Below are 19,119 nucleotides of genomic sequence, written 5' to 3' on the forward strand. Positions count from 1 at the left end.
ACCTGAACGCCGGGTGCGTGGTAATTGCCGGCGCGATGAGTTTTCGATCGCTGGGGAGTCGTTATTGCAAGCGAAGTGGCAACCGGCCGCTCGCCTTCGCCCCGGGAGATTCCGATGACTACCCAGCCTGCCCACCACGACACCCTTTCCGGTGATGCAACACGAACGGCACCTTCGGGGACCGCGCGCAAGGTCGGATACGTCCTGAGTGGTCTGTTCGTACTTTTCATGCTGTTCGACGGCATCATCCACATCCTCAATCTGCAGACGGTCAAGGACGCCTCGGCCGAACTGGGGCTGCCCGACTCTCTTGCCCTGACAGCCGGGGTTGTGCAGTTGATCTGCCTTGCGCTGTACGTGATTCCGCGAACGTCCGTGCTCGGCGCGATTCTGCTCACCGGTTACCTGGGTGGCGCTGTGTTGACCAACCTTCGAGCTGAACAGCCTCTGGTGAGCACCACATTGTTTGCCGTCTACGCCGGAATCGTGATGTGGGCTGGACTGTATCTCCGAGATGAGAAGGTTCGCGAGATCATTCCGCTCCGTCGGGCCTGAAATCAGGCTACCGAAGGGGTTGCGTGGGACGCGGTGTCCCATTATGTTTGACCTCATTCAAGTCCGTCGACTGCAATCGGCGGACTGGCCGTGAGGAGACACCGATGGCTCGGTCAGCGTCGATCGAAGTGGAAATGCCGTACCACGAGGTACTGCAGACTTTGTCCGAGGGCTCAGTGGCCCGCAGTTTTGATCCCTACCTCGACATCGACTGGGATTCACCAGAGTTCGCGATCGATCCACATGATCCGAGATGGGTGCTCTCGTCCGTCTCGGACCCCCTCGGCGCGACGCAGTGGTACCAGGAGCAGTCCCTGGAACGTCGAATCGCGATGGGAATGTGGCGTCAGGCCAACGTGACCAAGGTGGGTTCGGCATTCGAGAGCATCTTGATCCGGGGAATGCTGCAGTACATCATGGCGCTTCCCAATCAGTCACCCGAGTTCCGGTACTGCCTGCACGAGATGACCGAAGAGTGCAATCACATCCAGATGTTCCAGGAACTCGTCAATCGTATGGACATCGACGTGCCGGGTATGCGTCCGATGTTCCGGCGACTCTCGCCCATCATCGGAGTGCTGGGTGCAAAGTTCCCGGTCATCTTCTTCATCGGCATTCTTGCCGGAGAAGAACCGATCGACCACTTCCAGAAGGACTTGATCCGCGAAGGTAAGGACACCCCGCCGGCGATGCTCCGCACCATGGAGATTCACATCGCCGAAGAAGCGAGACATATTTCGTTTGCGCACGAGTTCCTGCGCAATCACGTCCCCAGGCTCAGTCGTACCAGTCGGGCAATGACATCGGTTGCCTTCCCCGGCGCGATGCGTTGGCTGGCAGGCGAAATCATGTCACCGCCCAAGGAATTCGCCGAAGAATTCGGCATTCCCGAAGATGTGATGACGAGTGCTTTCTGGGGTAGCCCGCATTCCCGCCGAATTCTGGGGAACTACTTCGGTGAAATGCGGGCCCTGGCAGACGAACTCGGTCTCATGAACCCCGTGTCGAAGCGGGTGTGGCGAAAGCTGGGCATCGACGGCGACTACGCACGCTATCGCGGCGAGCCGAAGCGCTCCGACAAAACACGGATCTAGTCAGGTAGCGAGGACCGGCCGTCGGAGGACACCAGTTCAGCGATGAGCGTGGACAATTCGACGTGGGGATCGATCGTGAGGCCGCTCGAGCGGGCAACACCGTCGAACATGTACCAGGTGTATTTCGCGAGGTCGGCGACGATCTCTGCGCGGCTCGGTTTCGGATCAGTGCTTCGGACCCAGTGAGTGAGCGTGCCCTCGACCATCGTCACCACTGCGAACGGTAGTGAATCGAAGGGCGACGAATCGATCCCCACGGATCGGCCGACTTCGGTGATGATTGCGCGGGCCGAGTCGGCGATTGTCGCCTTCAGACTGCTGATCGCGTCGATGCTCTCGTCGTCGTAGTCGGTGGGGCCGGTGCCCATGAACTCGTGAATACGAGGATGCTCGGTGATCCACTCGGCGACGGCGCTGATGGTGCGGGTCAGGATCTCGTCGAGAGTGCCCACCGAAATGTTCATCGACGCATCCAGGGCAGCGGCAAATTGGCCGAGCACAAACGCTCGGACTCGTCGATCGAGGTCGTCCCGGCCGCTGAATTGCCGGTATACCACCGACTTGGCGAGACCGGCCCGGTCGGCGATCTGCTGAACGGACACCTCGGCACCTGCTGCCCGCTCTTCGATCAGTTCGACAGCGGAGGTGAGTATCCGTTTCTGACGCTCGGAGTTGTGCCGCTCCCACCGAGCTTCGCGACCGGTCAACTCCGCAGTGGCAGGTTGCGCAATTGCGTCGCTCGGCATCGGGTCAGTCTATCCGGACCCCACCCGGCTCGGGATCAGGCGCGGCATCGCACATTCTCGTCGGCACATCGTGGGACACTGGTCGAGTGAGGTTGTATCGAGACACGGCGGTGGTGCTGCGCCTGCACAAACTGGGCGAGGCCGACCACATCGTCACGTTGCTCACCCGTCAGTTCGGGTTGGTGCGTGCCGTGGCCAAAGGTGTCCGCCGGACAACCTCCAAATTCGGCGCCAGACTCGAACCGTTTGCTCACATCGACGTACAGCTTCTCCCCGGCAAGAATCTCGACATCATCACCCAGGTGCAGACGGTGGATGCATTCGCCACCGACATCGTCGACGACTACAGCCGGTACACCACGGCGTGCGCGGTACTCGAAACTGCCGAGCGGTTGGCCGGTGAGGAACGCGCGCCCGCCCCACAACTTCAACGATTGACGGTGGGCGCACTGCGCGCGATCGCCGAGCAGGCACGACCGGTCGAGTTCGTGCTCGACGCGTTCTTGTTGCGGGCCATGGGCTATGCGGGTTGGGCACCTGCCCTCGAAGAGTGTGCGCGCTGCAGCGCTCCTGGACCGCACCGGGCATTTCACGTCGCCGCAGGTGGAGCCGTGTGTACCTATTGCCGCCCGGCGGGTGCCGCGACGCCGTCGCCCGGAGTGCTCGACTTGATGGAAGCCCTGCTCCGAGGGGAGTGGGAGGGTACCGATTCGGCGCCCGCGACTCTGCGGACGCAAGCCAGCGGACTGGTCGCGGCACACCTGCAGTGGCATCTCGAGCGCCAATTGCGGACGTTGCCGCTGATCGAGCGTTCGAGGCCGCATGCAGCCGTCGAGGTCGACTTGCCCGTGAGGCAGGATGGAACCCGTGATTCGACGACGCGAACCGCGAACTCCGCTTGATTCTGCTGCTGAACGGGTGATCCGGCCACCGGACCCACATCCGTCCGGGGCGACCCCGCCGATCCTGCAGACCGAACTCATCCCGCGCCACGTTGCGTTGGTGATGGACGGCAACGGTCGGTGGGCTCAAGAGCGCGGTTTGCCGCGAACCGCCGGGCACGAACGCGGCGAAGCTGTCCTGATGGACACGGTGTGCGGTTGCATCGAGATGGGCGTCGAGTGGCTCTCCGCCTACGCCTTCTCCACCGAGAACTGGAAGCGCAGTCCCGACGAGGTTCGATTCCTGATGGGCTTCAACCGTGACGTCATCCGTCGCCGACGCGACGAGATGAACGAAATGGGTGTGCGTGTTCGGTGGGCCGGCCGTAAACCGCGCCTGTGGGCGAGTGTGATCAAGGAACTCGAGATCGCCGAAGAACTGACCAAGAACAACACCGTCATGAACTTGACCATGTGTGTGAATTACGGCGGTCGGGCCGAAATTGCCGATGCGGTAAAGGAAATCGCGAAGCGCGTCGCCGCCGGCGAGATCAATCCGGACAAGATCACCGAGGCGACAGTGGCCAAGTACCTCGACGAACCCGACATGCCCGACGTCGATCTGTTCCTGCGTCCGTCGGGAGAACAGCGGACGTCCAATTTCTTGATCTGGCAATCCGCCTACGCCGAAATGGTGTACCAGGAGAAGCTGTTTCCCGATTTCGACCGCCGCGACCTGTGGGCCGCGTGCGTCGAATACGCCTCACGCGACCGTAGATTCGGTGGCGTCAAATGACAGGGGAGAACATGACCGACACCACCGACGAAGCAGCCCGCCTACAAGAACGTGCAGCCGCCTCGCTGGCGCATTTCGTGACGGTCGATGTGGCTGCCGACGGATCACTGGGTTTTCAGTACTCCGGCGCGCTGTGTTCGATCCAGGCGATGAATCTGTCCGAGGGTCTGGACGTGCTGTCCATGACGTGTGTTCTCGCGTGGGACCGGCCGGTCAGCGCGGCACTGCATCGCAAGGTGGCCGAGCGGAATCGGACCATCCAATTCGGCTCGATCGCGGTGTTCGGTCACGGCAGCCTGGCGGACGTCATCCTGCGGTACACGTTCCCGGCGGCAGGACTGGACGACGAGGCACTGACCACGATGTTGCTACTCGCGCTCACCGGTGCCGATACCGCCCGGCAGGGTTTGATTCCCTGACGCTCTCAGGAGGCGGCGCAGTCGCGGCAGGTACCGAAGATCTCCACGGTATGGCTCACTTCGGTGAAACCGTTGTCCTCGGCGATGGTCTGTGACCACTGCTCGACGGTCGGGCCCTCGACCTCTACGGTGAATCCGCAGTTGCGGCACACCAGGTGATGATGGTGGCCGGAGGAGCACCGACGATAAACGGACTCGCCCGTGTCGGTGCGCAGAACGTCGATGGTTCCGGCGTCGGACAGTGCCTGCAGCGTGCGGTAGACGGTGGTCAAGCCGATGCCCTCACCGCGCTTGCGCAGTTCGTCGTGCAGTTCCTGTGCCGACTTGAATTCGTCGATGTCGTCGAGCAAGGCGGAGATGGCGCTGCGCTGCTTCGTGGAACGAACGCCGACGGTGGCCGGTCCACGTTTCGAGGTCGTACTGCCCGGAGTGTTCATGCGGTGGAATCTCATCCTTCTTCGGCGTGGGCGACAGCGTCGACGACGATGTGTGCGAGGTGATCGTCGACGAGTCGATAGAGAACTTCTCGTCCGTTGCGTTCGCCGCGGACGACGCCCGCTGCTTTGAGAACGCGCAGATGCTGGCTGATGAGTGGCTGAGTGACACCGAGAGCGCCGACGAGTTCGTGAACGCAGCGCTCCGACTCGTGCAGTTGGAGCACGATCGCGATCCGTACGGGTGCAGCGAGTGCCCGCAGAATTTCGCCGGCGGCCGCCAAGGTCTCCTTGGGTGGCACGGGCGCGGGAGGTGCGGCTTCGAACGGGTCATGCGTGTGTCCGAGGTCGGAATGATCATGGCTTTTGTGGAGATCGCCGGTATCCGCAATGCTCACAGCGAGGCTCCTTCGAGGGGTAGATCATGATGTCCGGGCATAGCCATCTCACCACATTATTGCAAATCACTTTCATTTTGATATGCACAAGTATGCATGTCAACCTTGGACGGAAGTGCGTGGCAGCCGCCAGATAGGCTGATGGTGCGAAAAGCGCACGAAAATCATGCATCTATTACCCAGATGGAGAGCAATCGAGTGGCACCCAAGTCCAAGATCGAAGCCGTTGTCAATCTCGCCAAGCGGCGAGGCCTGGTCTACCCCTGCGGTGAGATCTACGGCGGTACCAAGTCCGCATGGGACTACGGCCCATTGGGTGTCGAGCTCAAGGAGAACATCAAGCGCCAGTGGTGGCGCAACATGGTCACCAGCCGCGAGGACGTCGTCGGCCTCGACTCGTCGGTGATTCTGCCCCGCGAGGTGTGGGTCGCATCCGGTCACGTCGGTGTCTTCAACGACCCGCTCGTCGAGTGCCTCAACTGTCACAAGCGTCACCGTCAGGATCACCTGCAGGAGGCGTACGCGGAGAAGAAGAAGCTCGACAACCCGGACGACGTCTCGATGGATGTCATCGGTTGCCCCGACTGCGGCACCGTAGGCCAGTGGACCGAACCGCGCGACTTCAACATGATGCTCAAGACGTACCTCGGCCCCGTCGAGAGCGAAGAGGGCATGCATTACCTTCGCCCCGAGACCGCTCAGGGCATCTTCGTGAACTTCGCCAACGTGCTGACCACCTCGCGTAAGAAGCCGCCGTTCGGCATCGGCCAGATCGGCAAGAGCTTCCGCAACGAGATCACCCCCGGCAACTTCATCTTCCGCACCCGCGAGTTCGAGCAGATGGAGATGGAATTCTTCGTCAAGCCGGGCGAAGACGAGCAGTGGCATCAGTACTGGATCGACTACCGCCTGGACTGGTACACCGGCCTCGGTATCAACAAGGACAACCTGCGTCTGTACGAGCATGCGCCGGAAAAGCTTTCGCACTACTCGAAGGGTACGACCGACATCGAGTACCGCTTTCACTTCCAGGGCAGCGAATGGGGCGAGCTCGAGGGCATCGCGAACCGTACCGACTTCGATCTCTCGACGCACTCCAAGCACTCGGGCACCGAGCTGAACTACTACGACCAGACGACGGGCGAGCGCTACACGCCGTACGTCATCGAGCCGGCGGCCGGTCTCACGCGTTCGCTGATGGCCTTCCTGGTCGACGCCTACACCGAGGACGAGGCGCCCAACTCCAAGGGCGGCGTCGACAAGCGCACGGTGCTCCGCCTGGATCGTCGACTCGCTCCGGTGAAGGCTGCCGTTCTGCCGCTCTCGCGTAACGCAGACCTGACCCCCAAGGCAAAAGACCTTGCAGCGCAGCTGCGTCAGAACTGGAACGTCGAGTTCGACGACGCCGGCGCCATCGGTCGTCGTTACCGTCGCCAGGACGAGATCGGCACACCGTTCTGCATCACGGTCGACTTCGACACCCTCGAAGATCAGGCCGTCACTGTTCGTGAGCGTGACTCCATGGCGCAGGAACGCGTCGCCCTCGATCAGGTGGAAAGCTACCTGGCCGCACGGCTGATCGGTTCCTGATTCTCGTTCGAAGCTGACGGGCGGTTCTTCTCAATCGAGAAGGACCGCCCGTTTTCTCTTTCCCCGATGGTCCTTCAGGCGCAGGATCGAAGTTATGAGAAAACTCAGCGTGACCAACAGCGTGACTCTCGACGGTGTCATGCAGGCACCTGGTGGGCCGGACGAAGACCGTCGTGGCGGATTCGAGCACGGTGGGTGGGCGGCACCTTTCAGCGATTCCGTCATGGCGCAGAAGATGGGGGAGGGAATGGCGAAGAAATCAGAGTTGCTCTTCGGGCGCAGAACCTACGAGAACTTCGCCTCGTACTGGCCGTTTCAGACCGACAATCCGTTCACCGAGGTGCTCGACAACACGCAGAAGTACGTAGCTTCAAGAACTTTGGGTGAACCGCTCCCGTGGAAGAACTCGACCTTGTTGAAAGGTGATGCTGCCGATGCCGTAGCCGCGCTCAAGGAAAGCGAGGGTCCGGATCTGGTGATTCTGGGCAGTGGAGACTTGATCGCGTCATTGGCCGAGCGGCGCCTCGTCGACACCTACACCCTGCTCATTCATCCGCTGGTTCTCGGAACAGGGCGCAGATTGTTCCCCGACGGCGCTGCGCTCGCTCAGTTCACCCTCGTCGACAGCGTCCCCACGACAACAGGCGTCATCATTGCGACTTATCAGATGAGCTGAACACAGTTGCTTTGAACACAGTCGAGCAGAACACAGTCGAGCTGAACACAGTCGAGCTGAACACATCGGGGAACTCGCCGAAATGCCGCAACTGCCAGCGCTGAGTTCTGACTGCCTGCGCACTGGTCGGCGTGACCCAGGGCGGATAGACCCGGATGGCGCGCTTACCGCCCGAGAAGTTGGTCGACACGATGTCGTGTTCGACGAGGGTCTCGACAGGAAGACGAAGTGCCCCAGATGTTCTTCGTCGTGTACCTTCACCACGAAGAGCATGACGCCGTCGGTGGTGTCGAAGGGGCGGATGGGCCCGGCATCGGAACGGCGCCACAGCGTGACGAATTGGCCCAGTTTGGTAGGCGTCGTCTTGGCGATTCGATACACGGTCATGAGTCCGTTGACGGTCAGCGTGTGAGCACTGTACTCGGCGCCCTCAGGCTCGGGAATCGGTGTGGACCAGGTAAATCCGTCGGCGTTCATCGGCAACGATGATGGCACGAACCACCGACAGCCTTTGTGTCGAACGCTGTCGGTGGAAGGCCGCTTCAGGCTGAAGGCACCTTGTCGAGGAACCCGAGGACAAGCGTCAGACGCCCGTCGTCGTCGCGTTCGAGTACGTCGAATCCGTCGATCAGCGACTCGGCCCCCGACGGGCCGAGAGCCCAACCGAATCGCGCCTGTCGGTGGTGTGCGTCCACCGGTCCGACGAGAGTGAAGCGCATGCCCGGAAACTGTTGCTGCACAGCGTTGATCATCGCGTCGATCTGTTCGTGTCCGGTGACGTCCGCCAGCGGATCGGTGTAGCGACCGGCTGGTGTAAACAGTTGTTCGATCCGCGCTTTGCGGGCGGTGGTATCGGTTTCGTTCCACATGTCGATGTAGGCATCGGCAATGGCGTCGAAGTCGCTCATGGTAACTCCCTTGATCAGTACCCGGCGTTCTCGCCGGCTGATATCACTGTTGTGCCGAAACTGCTTCGGGTCGATTACCTGTGAGGTCATGTCCTCGGCTACCTCGGGTCGCTACCGTGGGGGAATGACCTTCGGGACGATGGACGTGGGCACCGAACTCAAACGGTGGCGGGAGCGGCGAAGACTCACTCAGTTGGGTCTCTCGACAGCGGCAGGCGTGTCGACCAGGCACCTGAGCTTCATCGAAACCGGCCGCTCGAAACCCAGTCGGGACATGATTCTCCACCTATCTGATTGCCTGGATGTTCCTCTACGGCAACAGAACACGCTTCTACTGGCAAGTGGTCACGCGCCGGAGTACTCGCAGAAGTCGTTGGCGGAAGCGCCGATGTCAGCAGTGAGTGAGACCATCGATCGCATCATCGACGCGCATGACCCGTATCCGGCGGTGGTGGTCGATCAGCAGTGGGAGATGGTAGCCGGGAACCAGGCCGTGGGAATTTTGACCGAGGGCGCCGCTGCGTTCCTTCTGGAACCACCGGTGAACGTCTTGCGGTTGAGTTTGCATCCCGAGGGAATGGCGCCGCGGATCGTCAACCTCGCGCAGTGGCGGACGCACCTGCTCGCGAGACTGGCGCGGGAAGTGGAGGTGAGTGCCGATGCGCAGTTGTCGTCGTTGCTCGACGAGCTGCGCACCTACCCGAGCGGAGGGGACTGGCACGACGACCACGCGAATTCGCTACTGGTTCCGTTGCGTGTACGCGCCGGCGATACCGAACTGGCGATGTTCAGCACCACCACAGTGTTCGGTACGCCGCGCGACGTCACGCTCGCAGAGATTGCGATCGAATCGTTCTACCCGTCGGACAAGCAGACGGCCGACTACTTTCGATCGGCCGCCGAGGTCACAGAGACTTCTTGCCGAACTTGAGCTTCCACGGCACCAGAGCAGACTCCAACTGAACCGAGAGACTCATCTTGGAGACGCCTTCGGTGCGCTCCTCGAAGCGGATGGGCGTTTCGGCGATCTTCATGCCGCGCTGAACAACTCGGTAGTTCATCTCGACCTGGAACGCGTAGCCGTTGCTCTGCACCGATTCGACGTCGATGTCGCGCAAGGTCTTTGCATGCCACGCCTTGAAGCCGGCGGTCGCATCCTTGACGTGAAGTCGCAAAATGGCGTTGACGTAGAAGTTCGCCCAGGCTGACAGTGCCTTGCGATGCCACGGCCAGTCGCCGGCGACTGCGCCGCCTTCGACGTAACGGGAGCCGAGAACGACTGCCGCATCGGTGGTGGTGAGGATCTCGATCATGGCGGGGATCGCTTCGGACGGGTGCGAGAGATCTGCGTCCATCTGAATGACGATGTCTGCGTTCTCCGCCAGAGCCCGGCTCATGCCCGCGACGTAAGCACGACCGAGACCGTCCTTGACCGTGCGGTGAAGTACTCCCACCGGGATGGGGCCGTCGATACCCAACTTGTCGGCAACCTCGCCCGTACCGTCGGGGGAGTTGTCATCCACCACGAGGACGTGCAGGTTCGGGATCTTCAACGCGGCGAGGCGATCGACGAGCTTTGGCAGGTTCTCACGCTCGTTGTATGTAGGTACAACGACGGTTATCTGCGGGGCGACGCTTTCCATAACACCTTCGTATGATCTGTGATCCCGACTTGCCGGATGAAGCGTACGACGAGTGCGGTCGTGAACAAAGTACGGATTTTACTACCTCGACGGGATCCGTCAGAACCGGCCGCCGCCGCCTCGGCTCGTTCGGCCACCACCGCCGCCGCCGAAACCACCGCCGCCGCCCCCGCGTCCGGAGCGCCCACTGCTGCTCGGCCCGCCGTACGAGCGGGGTCCTCCGCCGCCTCGCAGAATGCTGTTGATCAGGATCCCACCGAGAATCGCTCCCGTCGCATCGCCGCCGCCACCACGGGGTCGTTGGTTAGCTTCCCAGGTGTTGACGTCGTTCTGCGCGGCGCGAAGTGAGTGCGTCGCCAAGGTGGTCGCTGCCTGGGCGTGTTGGAGTGCCTTCGACGGATCCGAAGTCTGCAATTGTTGGGCGGCCTGCAGGTGCCGCTGAGCCTCCGCGTAGCGAGTGCGGGCCTCGGCCCCGATGGCGCCGCGTCTGGTTCCGAGGAAGTCACCGGCAGCGGTCACCTGGGCCTGTGCGGCCAGAATGTCCTGGGCGAGGCGCTGCTGCGCCCGTTCGAGCTGCTGCTTCTGCTCCTGAGCGTCGGCAAGCAGCGCGTCGAGTTGGGCGTCGGCCGCGACGATCTGGTTGAACGCCGTCAGTGGATCGCTGTCCTTGGACGTCTGGGCATTGGCCAACGCTGACTGGGCCGCCGCCTTCGCGTCCGCCAATTTCTGCCCGCCCTGCGCCAGGTAAGCGTCCGCAGCGGTGATGCCCTGCTGGACGTCCTCCATCGCGGACGGAAGTGTCGCGATGGCGTTTCGGATGTCGTCGGCGGCGTGATCGACGCCGTCGAGTAGCTTGCGGGCCTGATCGAGAGCTGCTTCGGCCGTCCGAATTGCGGTGACGGCGGCGCCTTGCTTGCCGGCCGGCAGCGCCGTGGCGTCTCGACCTTCTTCGATCGACTTCTCGGCGAGCGTCAAGCGTTCGCTCGCCATCGTGACGTTGTTCACCACCGACGCCAGCGTCGGCGCGGGGAACTGATCCTTGAGTTTGGTCAGAATCGCCTCGGATTCAGGCAAGCGCACGCTGAGAGCAACAACACTCTGCGTCAGAGCGTCGAGGCGTGCCGGGGCGTTGATGAGAAGGTCGCGAAGCCCGTCGAATTCGTCGACGCGAGCTTCGAGTTCTTGATCGGCTCGACCGCACGAGGAGATGATGTCGATCAGCATCTGACGGCGTTGGTCGGGAGTTTCCGGGATGGCGTCGTCGAGTCGCTGTCTGATCGCGAAGGCTTCGGCGAGGGTGGCCTTGGCCTTGTCGAAAGCCGCGGAGAAGGGCGCAACAGCGGAATCTCCGAACTCGCTGCGGGCCAGATCCAGCTCCTCCTGGCTGCCGGCGATCGCGTTGTCCGTCTCGACGAGGATTTCCTTCGCGCGTTCGTCGAGTGTGGGTAGCGGGAGTGCGTTGAGGCTGGCGAGGTCGTCGGGGGCGATGTTCTTCGCGGCCTCCACGCTTGCCTTGTTCTTGTCGTTCTTCCGCTTGCGTGAGTACAGGACTACGCCGCCCGTTCCGACCACCACAGCGCCGCCCGCGATGAGGAGTGTTCCAACTCCCATTCCGCCGCTCGTGTTGTTCGCGTCGCCGAGTGCGCCGGCTGCTGCAATAGCTGCGCCGGTCCAATCATCCTCGGCGAGAGCCGGTTCCACCGCGTCCGAATTGATCGACTCGATGTCGGAATCGGTGATGTTGCTGAGTTCAGCTGGAACGTCGAGGTAGTAGGCGCGCTCTGCCGTGGCAACTGCAAGCAGGACGGACTTGGTACTGAGCGTCGACTTGGTGGCCGTCTGCTGCGCCCATGCCTGGCCACCGAGGTTGTTGAAGTCGGGGACGAATGCGACCCACAGGTCGATCTGGTGGTCCTCGCTGAGTTGATCGATCGCGGCTTGGATGTCGCTGCGTTGACCGGCGTCGAGAACCCCGGAGGTGTCGGTGATGTGATTCGGCAACACCATCGGGGCGTCCGCCGAGGCGAGCGCGGGGCTGAAGACGAGCGCCAACAAAGCGAAAATCGCGGCGACGGCGGCGGCGCTTCCCCGGCGCCGAACGGGTCGGGTGGTTGTCCGACTCTGCTCTACAGAGGACAACTGCGCGAAGTGTGGTGCGAGGGCCATGACGCAAATCTATCCGTTGTGGCGCGTCGGCATCGGAGGAGATCGCTGCGAACTGGCAGAATTGCGGGAGTGAAACCTGCTTTCGGTAACCGCCCCCACGATCCATCACCCTCACGGGCGGGCGGCTTCGGTGCAGGATTGGCTCGTTGGACGCGGCGATTGATCGCCGGCGCCGTGTTGATGGCAGTGGTCCTGGTCGGCGGTACCGCATTCCGGGTGTGGCAGGTGGCCCGCATCGACGACACGCGACCGGCCGACGCGATAGTCGTTCTGGGCGCGGCTCAGTATTCCGGCACTCCGTCTTCGGTCTTCGAAGCCAGACTCGAACAGGCGTACAAGCTGTACAAGCGCGGAGTGGCTCCGCAGATCATCACCGTCGGCGGTAAACAAGAAGGTGACGAGTACACCGAAGCGGCGTCGGGAAAGATGTATCTGACCGATCGAGGGATTCCGTCGAGTGCGATCACCGCTGTGGAGACCGGTTCGGACACTCTGCTCAGCATCGATGCGGTGAGTGCCGAGATGTCCTCGCAGGGCATCAATTCCGCCGTCCTGGTCAGTGACCCGTGGCACTCGTTGCGCACCCGGACGATGGCCCGCGACACGGGACTTCAGGCGTGGACCGCACCTACTCGTCAGGGCCCGGCCGTGTTCACCCGCGAATCCCAGTTGCACGGAATCGCTCGCGAAACCGGCGCGCTGCTCTGGTATCAGCTCACACACTTCTCGGCAGACTTCCCCTACACGGCAGGGCAATAGAAACCATGACAGCTCACACCACCTACGGAGGCGGCACCTACTCCGAACACGACCTCGAACGTCGTGTCGTCGAGGCGCCGAAGCGAGCGGGGTTGCCGGGTTCGCAGATCGCAGCGGCGCAGCATCGTTCGGACTTCTCGCGAGACCGCGCCAGGGTCCAGCACTCCGCGGCTTTGCGCCGCTTGGCCGACAAGACCCAGGTTGTCGGCCCACGCGACGGCGACACACCTCGCACGCGGCTGACACACTCGATGGAAGTCGCACAGATCGGGCGAGGGATCGCCGACGGGCTCGGTTGCGACCCGGACTTGGTGGACCTTGCGGGTCTCGCACACGACATCGGGCACCCGCCGTACGGGCACAACGGCGAGAAGGCGCTCGACGAAGTCGCCAAGGACTGCGGCGGTTTCGAAGGCAATGCACAGAATCTGCGGATCCTGACCAGCCTCGAACCGAAGATCCTGCGCCCCGACGGTCTGAGCGCCGGCCTCAATCTCACCAGGGCATCACTCGACGCGGCCATCAAGTACCCCTGGACCCGCCCTGAGCCCGGCGCGAAGTTCGGCGCATATGACGACGACGCAGAGGTGCTCGCCTGGGTTCGCGAGGGTGCGCCCGAGCGTCGGCAATGCCTGGAAGCTCAGGTCATGGACTGGGCCGACGACATCGCCTATTCCGTGCACGACGTGGAGGACGGGGTGATCGCAGGCCGGATCGACCTTCGCTCGCTTGCTGATCCGTCCGAGCAGCGCGCACTGGCTGAACTGGGGGCCTCCGAGTTCCGCGGCTTGGTAGTCGACGATCTGATCGAAGCCGCTCAGAGGTTGTCCGAACTCCCCGTCGTACGCGGAGTCGGAAGTTTCGACGGGACGCTGGGAAGTTCCGTCGCGTTGAAGAACCTCACAAGTGAATTGGTGGGACGCTTCGCCACGGCCGCGATCGCCAGCACACGGCAGACAAACGGCAACCGACTTCTCTCGCGCTACCAAGCCGACCTCGACATACCCGAGGCCGTCGCATCCGAGGTGGCGTTGCTCAAGACCGTGGCGCTCTACTACGTGATGTCCGACGCCGGGCACAAGGCGCGTCAGGATCGGCAACGTGATCGTGTGCATCGCGTCGCGGAATGGTTGTTGGCCACGGCGCCCGCGGGGCTCGATCCGATCCTGCTGCCCGCATGGGAGCGCGCCGAGGACGACGGTGCTCGGGTCCGCGTGGTGGTGGATCAGATCGCGTCGTACACGGAAAGTCGGCTGGAGCGGGTGGACAAGGCGAGCCTGGGCGCGCAGGCCAGTTGGGGCTGAGCCGGCTGCGCTCTCAGCAGGTCATTCGCGTCGACGGGTCGGTAGTGGTGTCGAGCCACTTGCCGTAAGCGTCGCCGCCTGCTGCGCGGACGTCCTTGCAGATCTTCGACTCGCTGTTTCCGGATTCGCGATACACGGTGTAGATCGCAGTCCCGGAATCCGAGACTTGACGCAGTGACGGGCAGGACTGGTCTGTGCGTAGGTATTTCGAGCCGGGGAACGCGTCAAGGTAGTTCTGAATCTCGCTGGCATACGTGGCCGGATCGGTGGCATTGGCCAACACCACGATTCCGGTTCCCTTGCACGAGGGGACGGTGATCGGCTTGCTCACCCCGAGATCGCCGTTCTTCGTGGACAGGGTGGACGCCCGCGTGGTCGTGGTTGCCTGCTGTCCAGCGGTGGGCAACGGCTCCAGGTTTGGCGTTCTGACCGGCTCCTGGATGGGTGCCGGTTCCGCCGTGGCGGTGGAAGCTGCTACAGCGGTTGGTGATTCGGGCCCCGAGCTTCCCTGTATCGCCCAAGCCGCCGCGCCTCCTGCGGCCAGAACGAGTGCAACTCCAGCCGCCCCGATCGCGATCGGGGCTCGGTTTCGCTTGGTCTTTGTCGCGATGTGCGTGTAGTTCCCGTAAGCGGGATTCACTGTGGTGTAGGCGGGCGGCCCGACGATTGTGGATTGCAGTCCGCCGGCCGCACTGGTGGCGTTGTCGGCCGAGAGGGCTTGCCGCGCTTCGAGTGCGAGCGCTCCGGTGGTCGGATAGCGGTGTGCGGGATCCTTTGCCATACCGCGGGCCACGACAGTGTCGAAACGTTGCGGGAGCGACGGAACCGTCAGCGTGGGGCGCGGCGGCGGAGCGTTCAGGTGCGAATTGACGAGATGACCGATGCTTGTGGTGTTGAAAGGCGTTGTTCCGGTGAGGGACTGGTAGAGAACACAAGCAAGGGAGTAGACATCCGCTGCGGCCGTCGGTGTTTCGATACCGAATCGCTCCGGCGCCATGTACGCATACGAACCGACCGCGCTTCCCTCGGTGGTGATTTTCGTGTCTGTCTGTGAATATGCGATTCCGAAGTCCACGAGGTAGGCGAAGCCGGTCTTCGTGAGAATGATGTTGTCTGGTTTGACGTCGCGATGGATGAGTCCGCGCGCGTGCGCTGCGTCCAGCGCTGACGCTATCTGCAAGACGATGTCGACGGCTCGCGCCGGGGTGAGTCTGCCGAACTCGGTCAACTCGGCTCGCAATGTGTGGCCTTCGACCAATCGCATGTCGATGAAGAGAACTCCGTCGATCTCGCCCCAGTCGTGCACCGGGATCACGTGCGGTTCGTTCAGGGCGGCGGTGGTGCGAGATTCTCGGCGGAAACGAGCTTGGAATGACGGGTCGGCCGCGAGGTCGCGATGGAGCAACTTGAGAGCGACCAGGCGATCCTTCGAGGTGTCGTACGCCTCGTACACCTCACCCATTCCGCCCCGACCGAGCAGACGACGCAGCTCGTACACGCCGAATCGAGTTCCCGATCGCCCTTCGGGCGAGCTCGAGGCGTTTTCAGTCATCGTCGGTCCCATCGCTGCGGTGCAGAGTCGGCCATCAACATATCGTTGTCAGGAGGTGTCGGGGGACCGCCTAGACTGATGTACGTGGCGGGCCGAATTTCTGACAGAGACATCGCGGCCATTCGCGAACGCACTCGCATCGAGGACATCGTCGGTGAATACGTTTCACTCAAGCGTGCCGGTGGCGATTCGATCAAGGGTTTGTGTCCCTTCCACGACGAGAAGTCACCGTCGTTTCACGTACGACCCAACCACGGCCTCTATCACTGCTTCGGCTGCGGTGAGGGTGGTGACGTGTACTCGTTCCTGCAGAAGATGGACCACATCAGCTTCGTCGAGGCCGTCGAGCAGTTGGCGGATCGACTCAGCTACACGATCTCGTACGAGGGCGGCGGACCGTCCGTTCAGCGCGATCGCGGCACCCGTGCACGCTTGATTGCGGCGAACGCGGCGGCTCAGGAGTTCTACGCCGCCCGACTGCGCGAACCCGATGCCCAGGCGGCCCGCGACTATCTCACCGAGAGAAACTTCGACGGGGCAGCAGCCCTGCAATTCGGATGTGGATACGCGCCCGAAGGTTGGGACACTCTCACAAAACACTTGATGTCCAAGGGATTCGAGTTCAAGGAGCTCGAAGCAGCAGGGCTGTCCAAAGAAGGGCGGCGCGGTCCGATCGACCGGTTCCATCGTCGCCTGCTCTGGCCGATCCGCAGCGTTGCCGGTGACGTCATCGGCTTCGGCGCCCGCAAGCTCTTCGACGACGACACCATGCCGGGCAAGTACGTCAACACGCCGGAAACGATCCTCTACAAGAAGTCCCAGGTGTTGTTCGGCTTGGACCTCGCCAAGCGCGACATCGCCAAGGGGCACCAGGCTGTAGTCGTCGAGGGGTACACCGACGTCATGGCGATGCACTTGGCCGGCGTCAAGACCGCCGTTGCTTCGTGTGGAACGGCCTTCGGTGAGGAGCACCTTGCGATGCTCCGCCGACTACTGATGGACGACAGTTACTTTCGCGGTGAGATCATCTACACCTTCGACGGTGATGCCGCGGGGCAAGCTGCTGCGATGAAGGCATTCGAAGGCGATCAGAAGATGGCCGGGCAGACCTTCGTGGCCGTCGCTCCTGACGGAATGGACCCGTGCGATCTTCGCCTCGAGTCCGGTGACGCCGCCGTTCGCGACCTTGTTGCGAGGCGTACGCCGATGTTCGAGTTCGTGGTCAAGTCGATACTCACCGAGCACGATCTCGAGACGGCTGAAGGGCGCGTCGAAGCACTGCGTCGTACGGTCCCCGTCGTTGCGCAGATCAAGGAATCAACTCTGCGCGACAGCTATGCGAACCTCCTCTGCGGATGGGTCGGGTGGGACGATCTTCCATCCGTCCGACGACGCGTGCGTGACGAAGCTCGTAAACGGGCGTCGACGCGTGGATCTTCACCGGCGCCCAAGCGTCGTCAGGTTGTCGACCCACCTGCCGCCGATGCGCTTGCCTTGCCGATCGGAATCTCGAGGCCACGGCCCAACGACCCGGGGCTTTCGACGCAGCGAGCTGTCCTCAAGGCCGCGTTGCAGCACCCTGGCGTCGCCGGCAGCGTCTTCGACTCGTTGCCACCCGAGACCTTCACCCACCCCGCCTACGTCGTGATCAGGCAGGCAATGGCCGACGCCGGCGGAACGAGCAAGGGACTCGGCGGCGCCGAGTGGATCGAAGTCGTCACCAAGGGCGTCGAAGACATGACGGTGGCCTCGGTTGTATCGGAACTGGCCGTCGAACCCATGCCCTGTGACGAAGACACGGTTCCGCGCTACATCAACGGAGTGCTCGCCCGGCTGCAGGAAGCGTGGGTGGGCGAACAGGTTGCCGACCTCAAATCCAAGCTTCAGCGCGTCTCACCTGCTGCGGCCCCGGAGGAGTACAACTCGCTGTTCGGCGATCTCGTGGCGCTGGAGCAGTATCGCCGACAGCTGCGTGAGCAGGCTGTCGGCGACCAAAGCGTCTGACCTAGCGGTTCTTCTTCAACTGGTCGTGGGGGACCAGAATCGTGGTCTCCTCGTTGAGCGGCTTCATCGGCTCGAGCTTGGGCTGAGTACTCAGTGAGTCGGCCAGCTTCTGCCGTGACGCATCCAACACCTTCTTGGTGGCCGGACTAGTGGCCACCGCCTTCGCGGCCCGGCTGATCTGCTCGTATCGTGCGCGGCCCGCTTTGGTTCCCAGGACGTACCCAGCTGCAACACCGATCAACAAACGCATCATTCCTGCTTCCCTCCAGCACCGATCGTCCTGACTCCATCCTGCCTGATGACTCGCTGGGCAGGCGATTTGGTACTTCGGTGGAGGATTCGCTACAGTTTCTCAGGCAACGCCGGAACGGGCGAAGCGAGCAAGACAATCCCCTGTAGCTCAATTGGCAGAGCTTCCGACTGTTAATCGGACGGTTGCTGGTTCGAGTCCAGCCGGGGGAGCAGCAAAGCCCCTCACCTGAGAAATCGGGTGGGGGGCTTTCTTGTATTCGTCCTTGTTTCGTCTCCGCTAGTGCGTTTGCAGCAGACCCACCGATCGAAGTGCCGATTCAACGTCTGCCGCCTTGTTTGCTTGTGCACCGCGAATTCCCAGCTGTCGAGCGCCGAGGACGTTGATCGGGTTGTCGTCGACGAAGAAGGTCTGTTGAGGGCGCGCATCGAGAAACTTCAGCGCGGCCAGGAAGGCCGCAGGGTCGGGTTTGGTGGCTCCGAGCATGCAGGAGAAAACATGCTCGTCGATTGCCGATGGAGTTACGACGCTCTCGATGGCGGCCAAAAGGACAGGTCCGTTGTCGGAGAGTGTGGCGACCGCGACGCCCTCGCTACGAAGCGCGATTGCGAGATCGATGACTGCGCGGTCCGGGATGAAGGCCTTGGCCCAGACTCGACGTAGGTCGTCGCGGTTACCAGGAAACCCGAACGCTCGAAAGCGTTCCAGAATCGCCTCTTCGGAGTGAAGGCCGAGATCGCATTCCCGGTCGAACCCGGACTCGAACACCAGGGCATGGATTTCTTTTTCAGTGCCGCGGATGGCCGTTGCCAGTTCTGCGGCGCGAAGATCAGGTTCGAACCGACACAGCACACCACCCAAGTCGAACAAAACGAGTTCAGGTCGTGCGCTGTCGTTCGCCATCTCGCAGAGGATAGGCGTCATCAGCACCCGTGAACGCGGCT

20 protein-coding genes, 1 tRNA gene and 1 pseudogene are annotated in these 19,119 nt (G+C 62.4%); 12 read left to right on the forward strand and 10 right to left on the reverse strand.

Features of this window, described 5'->3' with window-relative positions:
* Positions 1 to 114: 114 nt before the first annotated feature.
* Together ACFT1A_RS16875 and ACFT1A_RS16880 are read left to right on the forward strand one after the other, a co-directional pair.
* Positions 115 to 555 (forward strand): DoxX family protein, encoded by a 441-nt coding sequence (locus ACFT1A_RS16875; RefSeq protein WP_378447906.1) that lies wholly within the window; start codon positions 115 to 117, stop codon positions 553 to 555.
* A 104-nt stretch (positions 556 to 659) separates the two neighbouring features.
* A complete protein-coding gene (locus ACFT1A_RS16880; RefSeq protein ID WP_317826215.1) occupies positions 660 to 1,649 on the forward strand; it encodes a diiron oxygenase in 990 nt (329 codons plus the stop codon).
* Here ACFT1A_RS16880 and ACFT1A_RS16885 read toward each other — a convergent pair.
* Positions 1,646 to 2,395: a TetR/AcrR family transcriptional regulator gene (locus tag ACFT1A_RS16885; protein ID WP_378447907.1), complete on the reverse strand. Its 750-nt coding sequence runs from the start codon at positions 2,393 to 2,395 to the stop codon at positions 1,646 to 1,648. The genes ACFT1A_RS16880 and ACFT1A_RS16885 overlap by 4 nt on opposite strands.
* A gap of 86 nt (positions 2,396 to 2,481) precedes the next feature.
* Between ACFT1A_RS16885 and recO the strand changes: the two genes are divergently transcribed.
* From recO to ACFT1A_RS16900, 3 genes are read left to right on the forward strand one after another with little or no spacing between them, the layout of a single operon-like run.
* On the forward strand, positions 2,482 to 3,297 hold the full coding sequence (gene recO / locus ACFT1A_RS16890; protein ID WP_029255636.1) for a DNA repair protein RecO: 816 nt from the start codon (positions 2,482 to 2,484) through the stop codon (positions 3,295 to 3,297).
* A complete protein-coding gene (locus ACFT1A_RS16895) occupies positions 3,254 to 4,072 on the forward strand; it encodes an isoprenyl transferase (RefSeq protein ID WP_378447908.1) in 819 nt (272 codons plus the stop codon). The genes recO and ACFT1A_RS16895 overlap by 44 nt, the downstream gene beginning before the upstream one ends.
* A complete protein-coding gene (locus ACFT1A_RS16900) occupies positions 4,069 to 4,491 on the forward strand; it encodes a YbjN domain-containing protein (protein WP_019749000.1) in 423 nt (140 codons plus the stop codon). Before ACFT1A_RS16895 ends, ACFT1A_RS16900 begins: the two co-directional genes overlap by 4 nt.
* A 5-nt stretch (positions 4,492 to 4,496) precedes the next feature.
* On the opposite strand, the gene ACFT1A_RS16905 is transcribed toward ACFT1A_RS16900, so the two are convergent.
* Together ACFT1A_RS16905 and ACFT1A_RS16910 are read right to left on the reverse strand one after the other, a co-directional pair.
* Positions 4,497 to 4,928, reverse strand: coding sequence for a Fur family transcriptional regulator (locus ACFT1A_RS16905; RefSeq protein ID WP_020908177.1), 432 nt, complete (start codon positions 4,926 to 4,928; stop codon positions 4,497 to 4,499).
* A gap of 11 nt (positions 4,929 to 4,939) precedes the next feature.
* A complete protein-coding gene (locus ACFT1A_RS16910) occupies positions 4,940 to 5,323 on the reverse strand; it encodes a metalloregulator ArsR/SmtB family transcription factor (protein WP_003944457.1) in 384 nt (127 codons plus the stop codon).
* Between the two features lie 198 nt (positions 5,324 to 5,521).
* On the opposite strand from ACFT1A_RS16910, the gene ACFT1A_RS16915 reads away from it, so the two are divergent.
* Positions 5,522 to 6,913 carry a glycine--tRNA ligase gene (locus tag ACFT1A_RS16915; RefSeq protein WP_003944491.1) on the forward strand — a complete coding sequence of 464 codons (1,392 nt, stop codon included), beginning with the start codon at positions 5,522 to 5,524 and terminating at the stop codon, positions 6,911 to 6,913.
* 94 nt (positions 6,914 to 7,007) lie between these two features.
* Positions 7,008 to 7,589, forward strand: coding sequence for a dihydrofolate reductase family protein (locus tag ACFT1A_RS16920; protein ID WP_378447909.1), 582 nt, complete (start codon positions 7,008 to 7,010; stop codon positions 7,587 to 7,589).
* On the opposite strand, the pseudogene ACFT1A_RS16925 reads toward ACFT1A_RS16920, so the two are convergent.
* A pseudogene (locus tag ACFT1A_RS16925) lies at positions 7,564 to 8,066 on the reverse strand (MepB family protein). The gene ACFT1A_RS16920 and the pseudogene ACFT1A_RS16925 sit on opposite strands and share 26 nt — an antisense overlap.
* 65 nt (positions 8,067 to 8,131) lie before the next feature.
* Positions 8,132 to 8,497 (reverse strand): nuclear transport factor 2 family protein, encoded by a 366-nt coding sequence (locus ACFT1A_RS16930; RefSeq protein WP_378447910.1) that lies wholly within the window; start codon positions 8,495 to 8,497, stop codon positions 8,132 to 8,134.
* 124 nt (positions 8,498 to 8,621) lie between these two features.
* On the opposite strand from ACFT1A_RS16930, the gene ACFT1A_RS16935 reads away from it, so the two are divergent.
* Positions 8,622 to 9,428, forward strand: coding sequence for a helix-turn-helix domain-containing protein (locus ACFT1A_RS16935; RefSeq protein ID WP_378447911.1), 807 nt, complete (start codon positions 8,622 to 8,624; stop codon positions 9,426 to 9,428).
* On the opposite strand, the gene ACFT1A_RS16940 is transcribed toward ACFT1A_RS16935, so the two are convergent.
* Both ACFT1A_RS16940 and ACFT1A_RS16945 read right to left on the reverse strand, forming a co-directional pair.
* On the reverse strand, positions 9,403 to 10,140 hold the full coding sequence (locus ACFT1A_RS16940) for a polyprenol monophosphomannose synthase (RefSeq protein WP_003944487.1): 738 nt from the start codon (positions 10,138 to 10,140) through the stop codon (positions 9,403 to 9,405). The two genes, ACFT1A_RS16935 and ACFT1A_RS16940, sit on opposite strands and share 26 nt — an antisense overlap.
* Before the next feature lie 99 nt (positions 10,141 to 10,239).
* The gene (locus tag ACFT1A_RS16945) at positions 10,240 to 12,306 is read right to left on the reverse strand and encodes a TPM domain-containing protein (RefSeq protein ID WP_378447912.1); all 2,067 of its coding nucleotides are present in this window, start codon (positions 12,304 to 12,306) and stop codon (positions 10,240 to 10,242) included.
* Between the two features lie 180 nt (positions 12,307 to 12,486).
* Here ACFT1A_RS16945 and ACFT1A_RS16950 point away from each other — a divergent pair, with 180 nt between their 5' ends.
* Both ACFT1A_RS16950 and ACFT1A_RS16955 read left to right on the forward strand, forming a co-directional pair.
* The gene (locus ACFT1A_RS16950) at positions 12,487 to 13,065 is read left to right on the forward strand and encodes a YdcF family protein (protein ID WP_128638009.1); all 579 of its coding nucleotides are present in this window, start codon (positions 12,487 to 12,489) and stop codon (positions 13,063 to 13,065) included.
* Positions 13,066 to 13,070: 5 nt separating this feature from the next.
* Entirely contained in the window at positions 13,071 to 14,369 is a 1,299-nt protein-coding gene (locus ACFT1A_RS16955; RefSeq protein ID WP_378447913.1) for a deoxyguanosinetriphosphate triphosphohydrolase, read from the forward strand.
* Between the two features lie 13 nt (positions 14,370 to 14,382).
* Here the strand turns inward: ACFT1A_RS16955 and ACFT1A_RS16960 are convergent, their stop codons facing one another.
* Positions 14,383 to 15,921 (reverse strand): serine/threonine-protein kinase, encoded by a 1,539-nt coding sequence (locus tag ACFT1A_RS16960; RefSeq protein WP_378447914.1) that lies wholly within the window; start codon positions 15,919 to 15,921, stop codon positions 14,383 to 14,385.
* 84 nt (positions 15,922 to 16,005) lie between these two features.
* Here ACFT1A_RS16960 and dnaG point away from each other — a divergent pair, with 84 nt between their 5' ends.
* Positions 16,006 to 17,925, forward strand: coding sequence for a DNA primase (gene dnaG, locus ACFT1A_RS16965; protein ID WP_283304208.1), 1,920 nt, complete (start codon positions 16,006 to 16,008; stop codon positions 17,923 to 17,925).
* 1 nt (position 17,926) lies between these two features.
* On the opposite strand, the gene ACFT1A_RS16970 is transcribed toward dnaG, so the two are convergent.
* Complete coding sequence (locus tag ACFT1A_RS16970; RefSeq protein ID WP_094273802.1) at positions 17,927 to 18,178, reverse strand: hypothetical protein; 252 nt, start codon at positions 18,176 to 18,178, stop codon at positions 17,927 to 17,929.
* 136 nt (positions 18,179 to 18,314) lie between these two features.
* On the opposite strand from ACFT1A_RS16970, the gene ACFT1A_RS16975 reads away from it, so the two are divergent.
* Positions 18,315 to 18,387 (forward strand) — tRNA-Asn (locus ACFT1A_RS16975).
* Between the two features lie 67 nt (positions 18,388 to 18,454).
* Here ACFT1A_RS16975 and ACFT1A_RS16980 read toward each other — a convergent pair.
* Positions 18,455 to 19,078, reverse strand: coding sequence for an HAD family hydrolase (locus ACFT1A_RS16980; RefSeq protein ID WP_378447915.1), 624 nt, complete (start codon positions 19,076 to 19,078; stop codon positions 18,455 to 18,457).
* Positions 19,079 to 19,119 lie beyond the last annotated feature (41 nt).

The sequence above is a fragment of the Rhodococcus sp. NPDC057135 genome (assembly GCF_042670865.1).
GTDB lineage: Bacteria > Actinomycetota > Actinomycetes > Mycobacteriales > Mycobacteriaceae > Rhodococcus_F.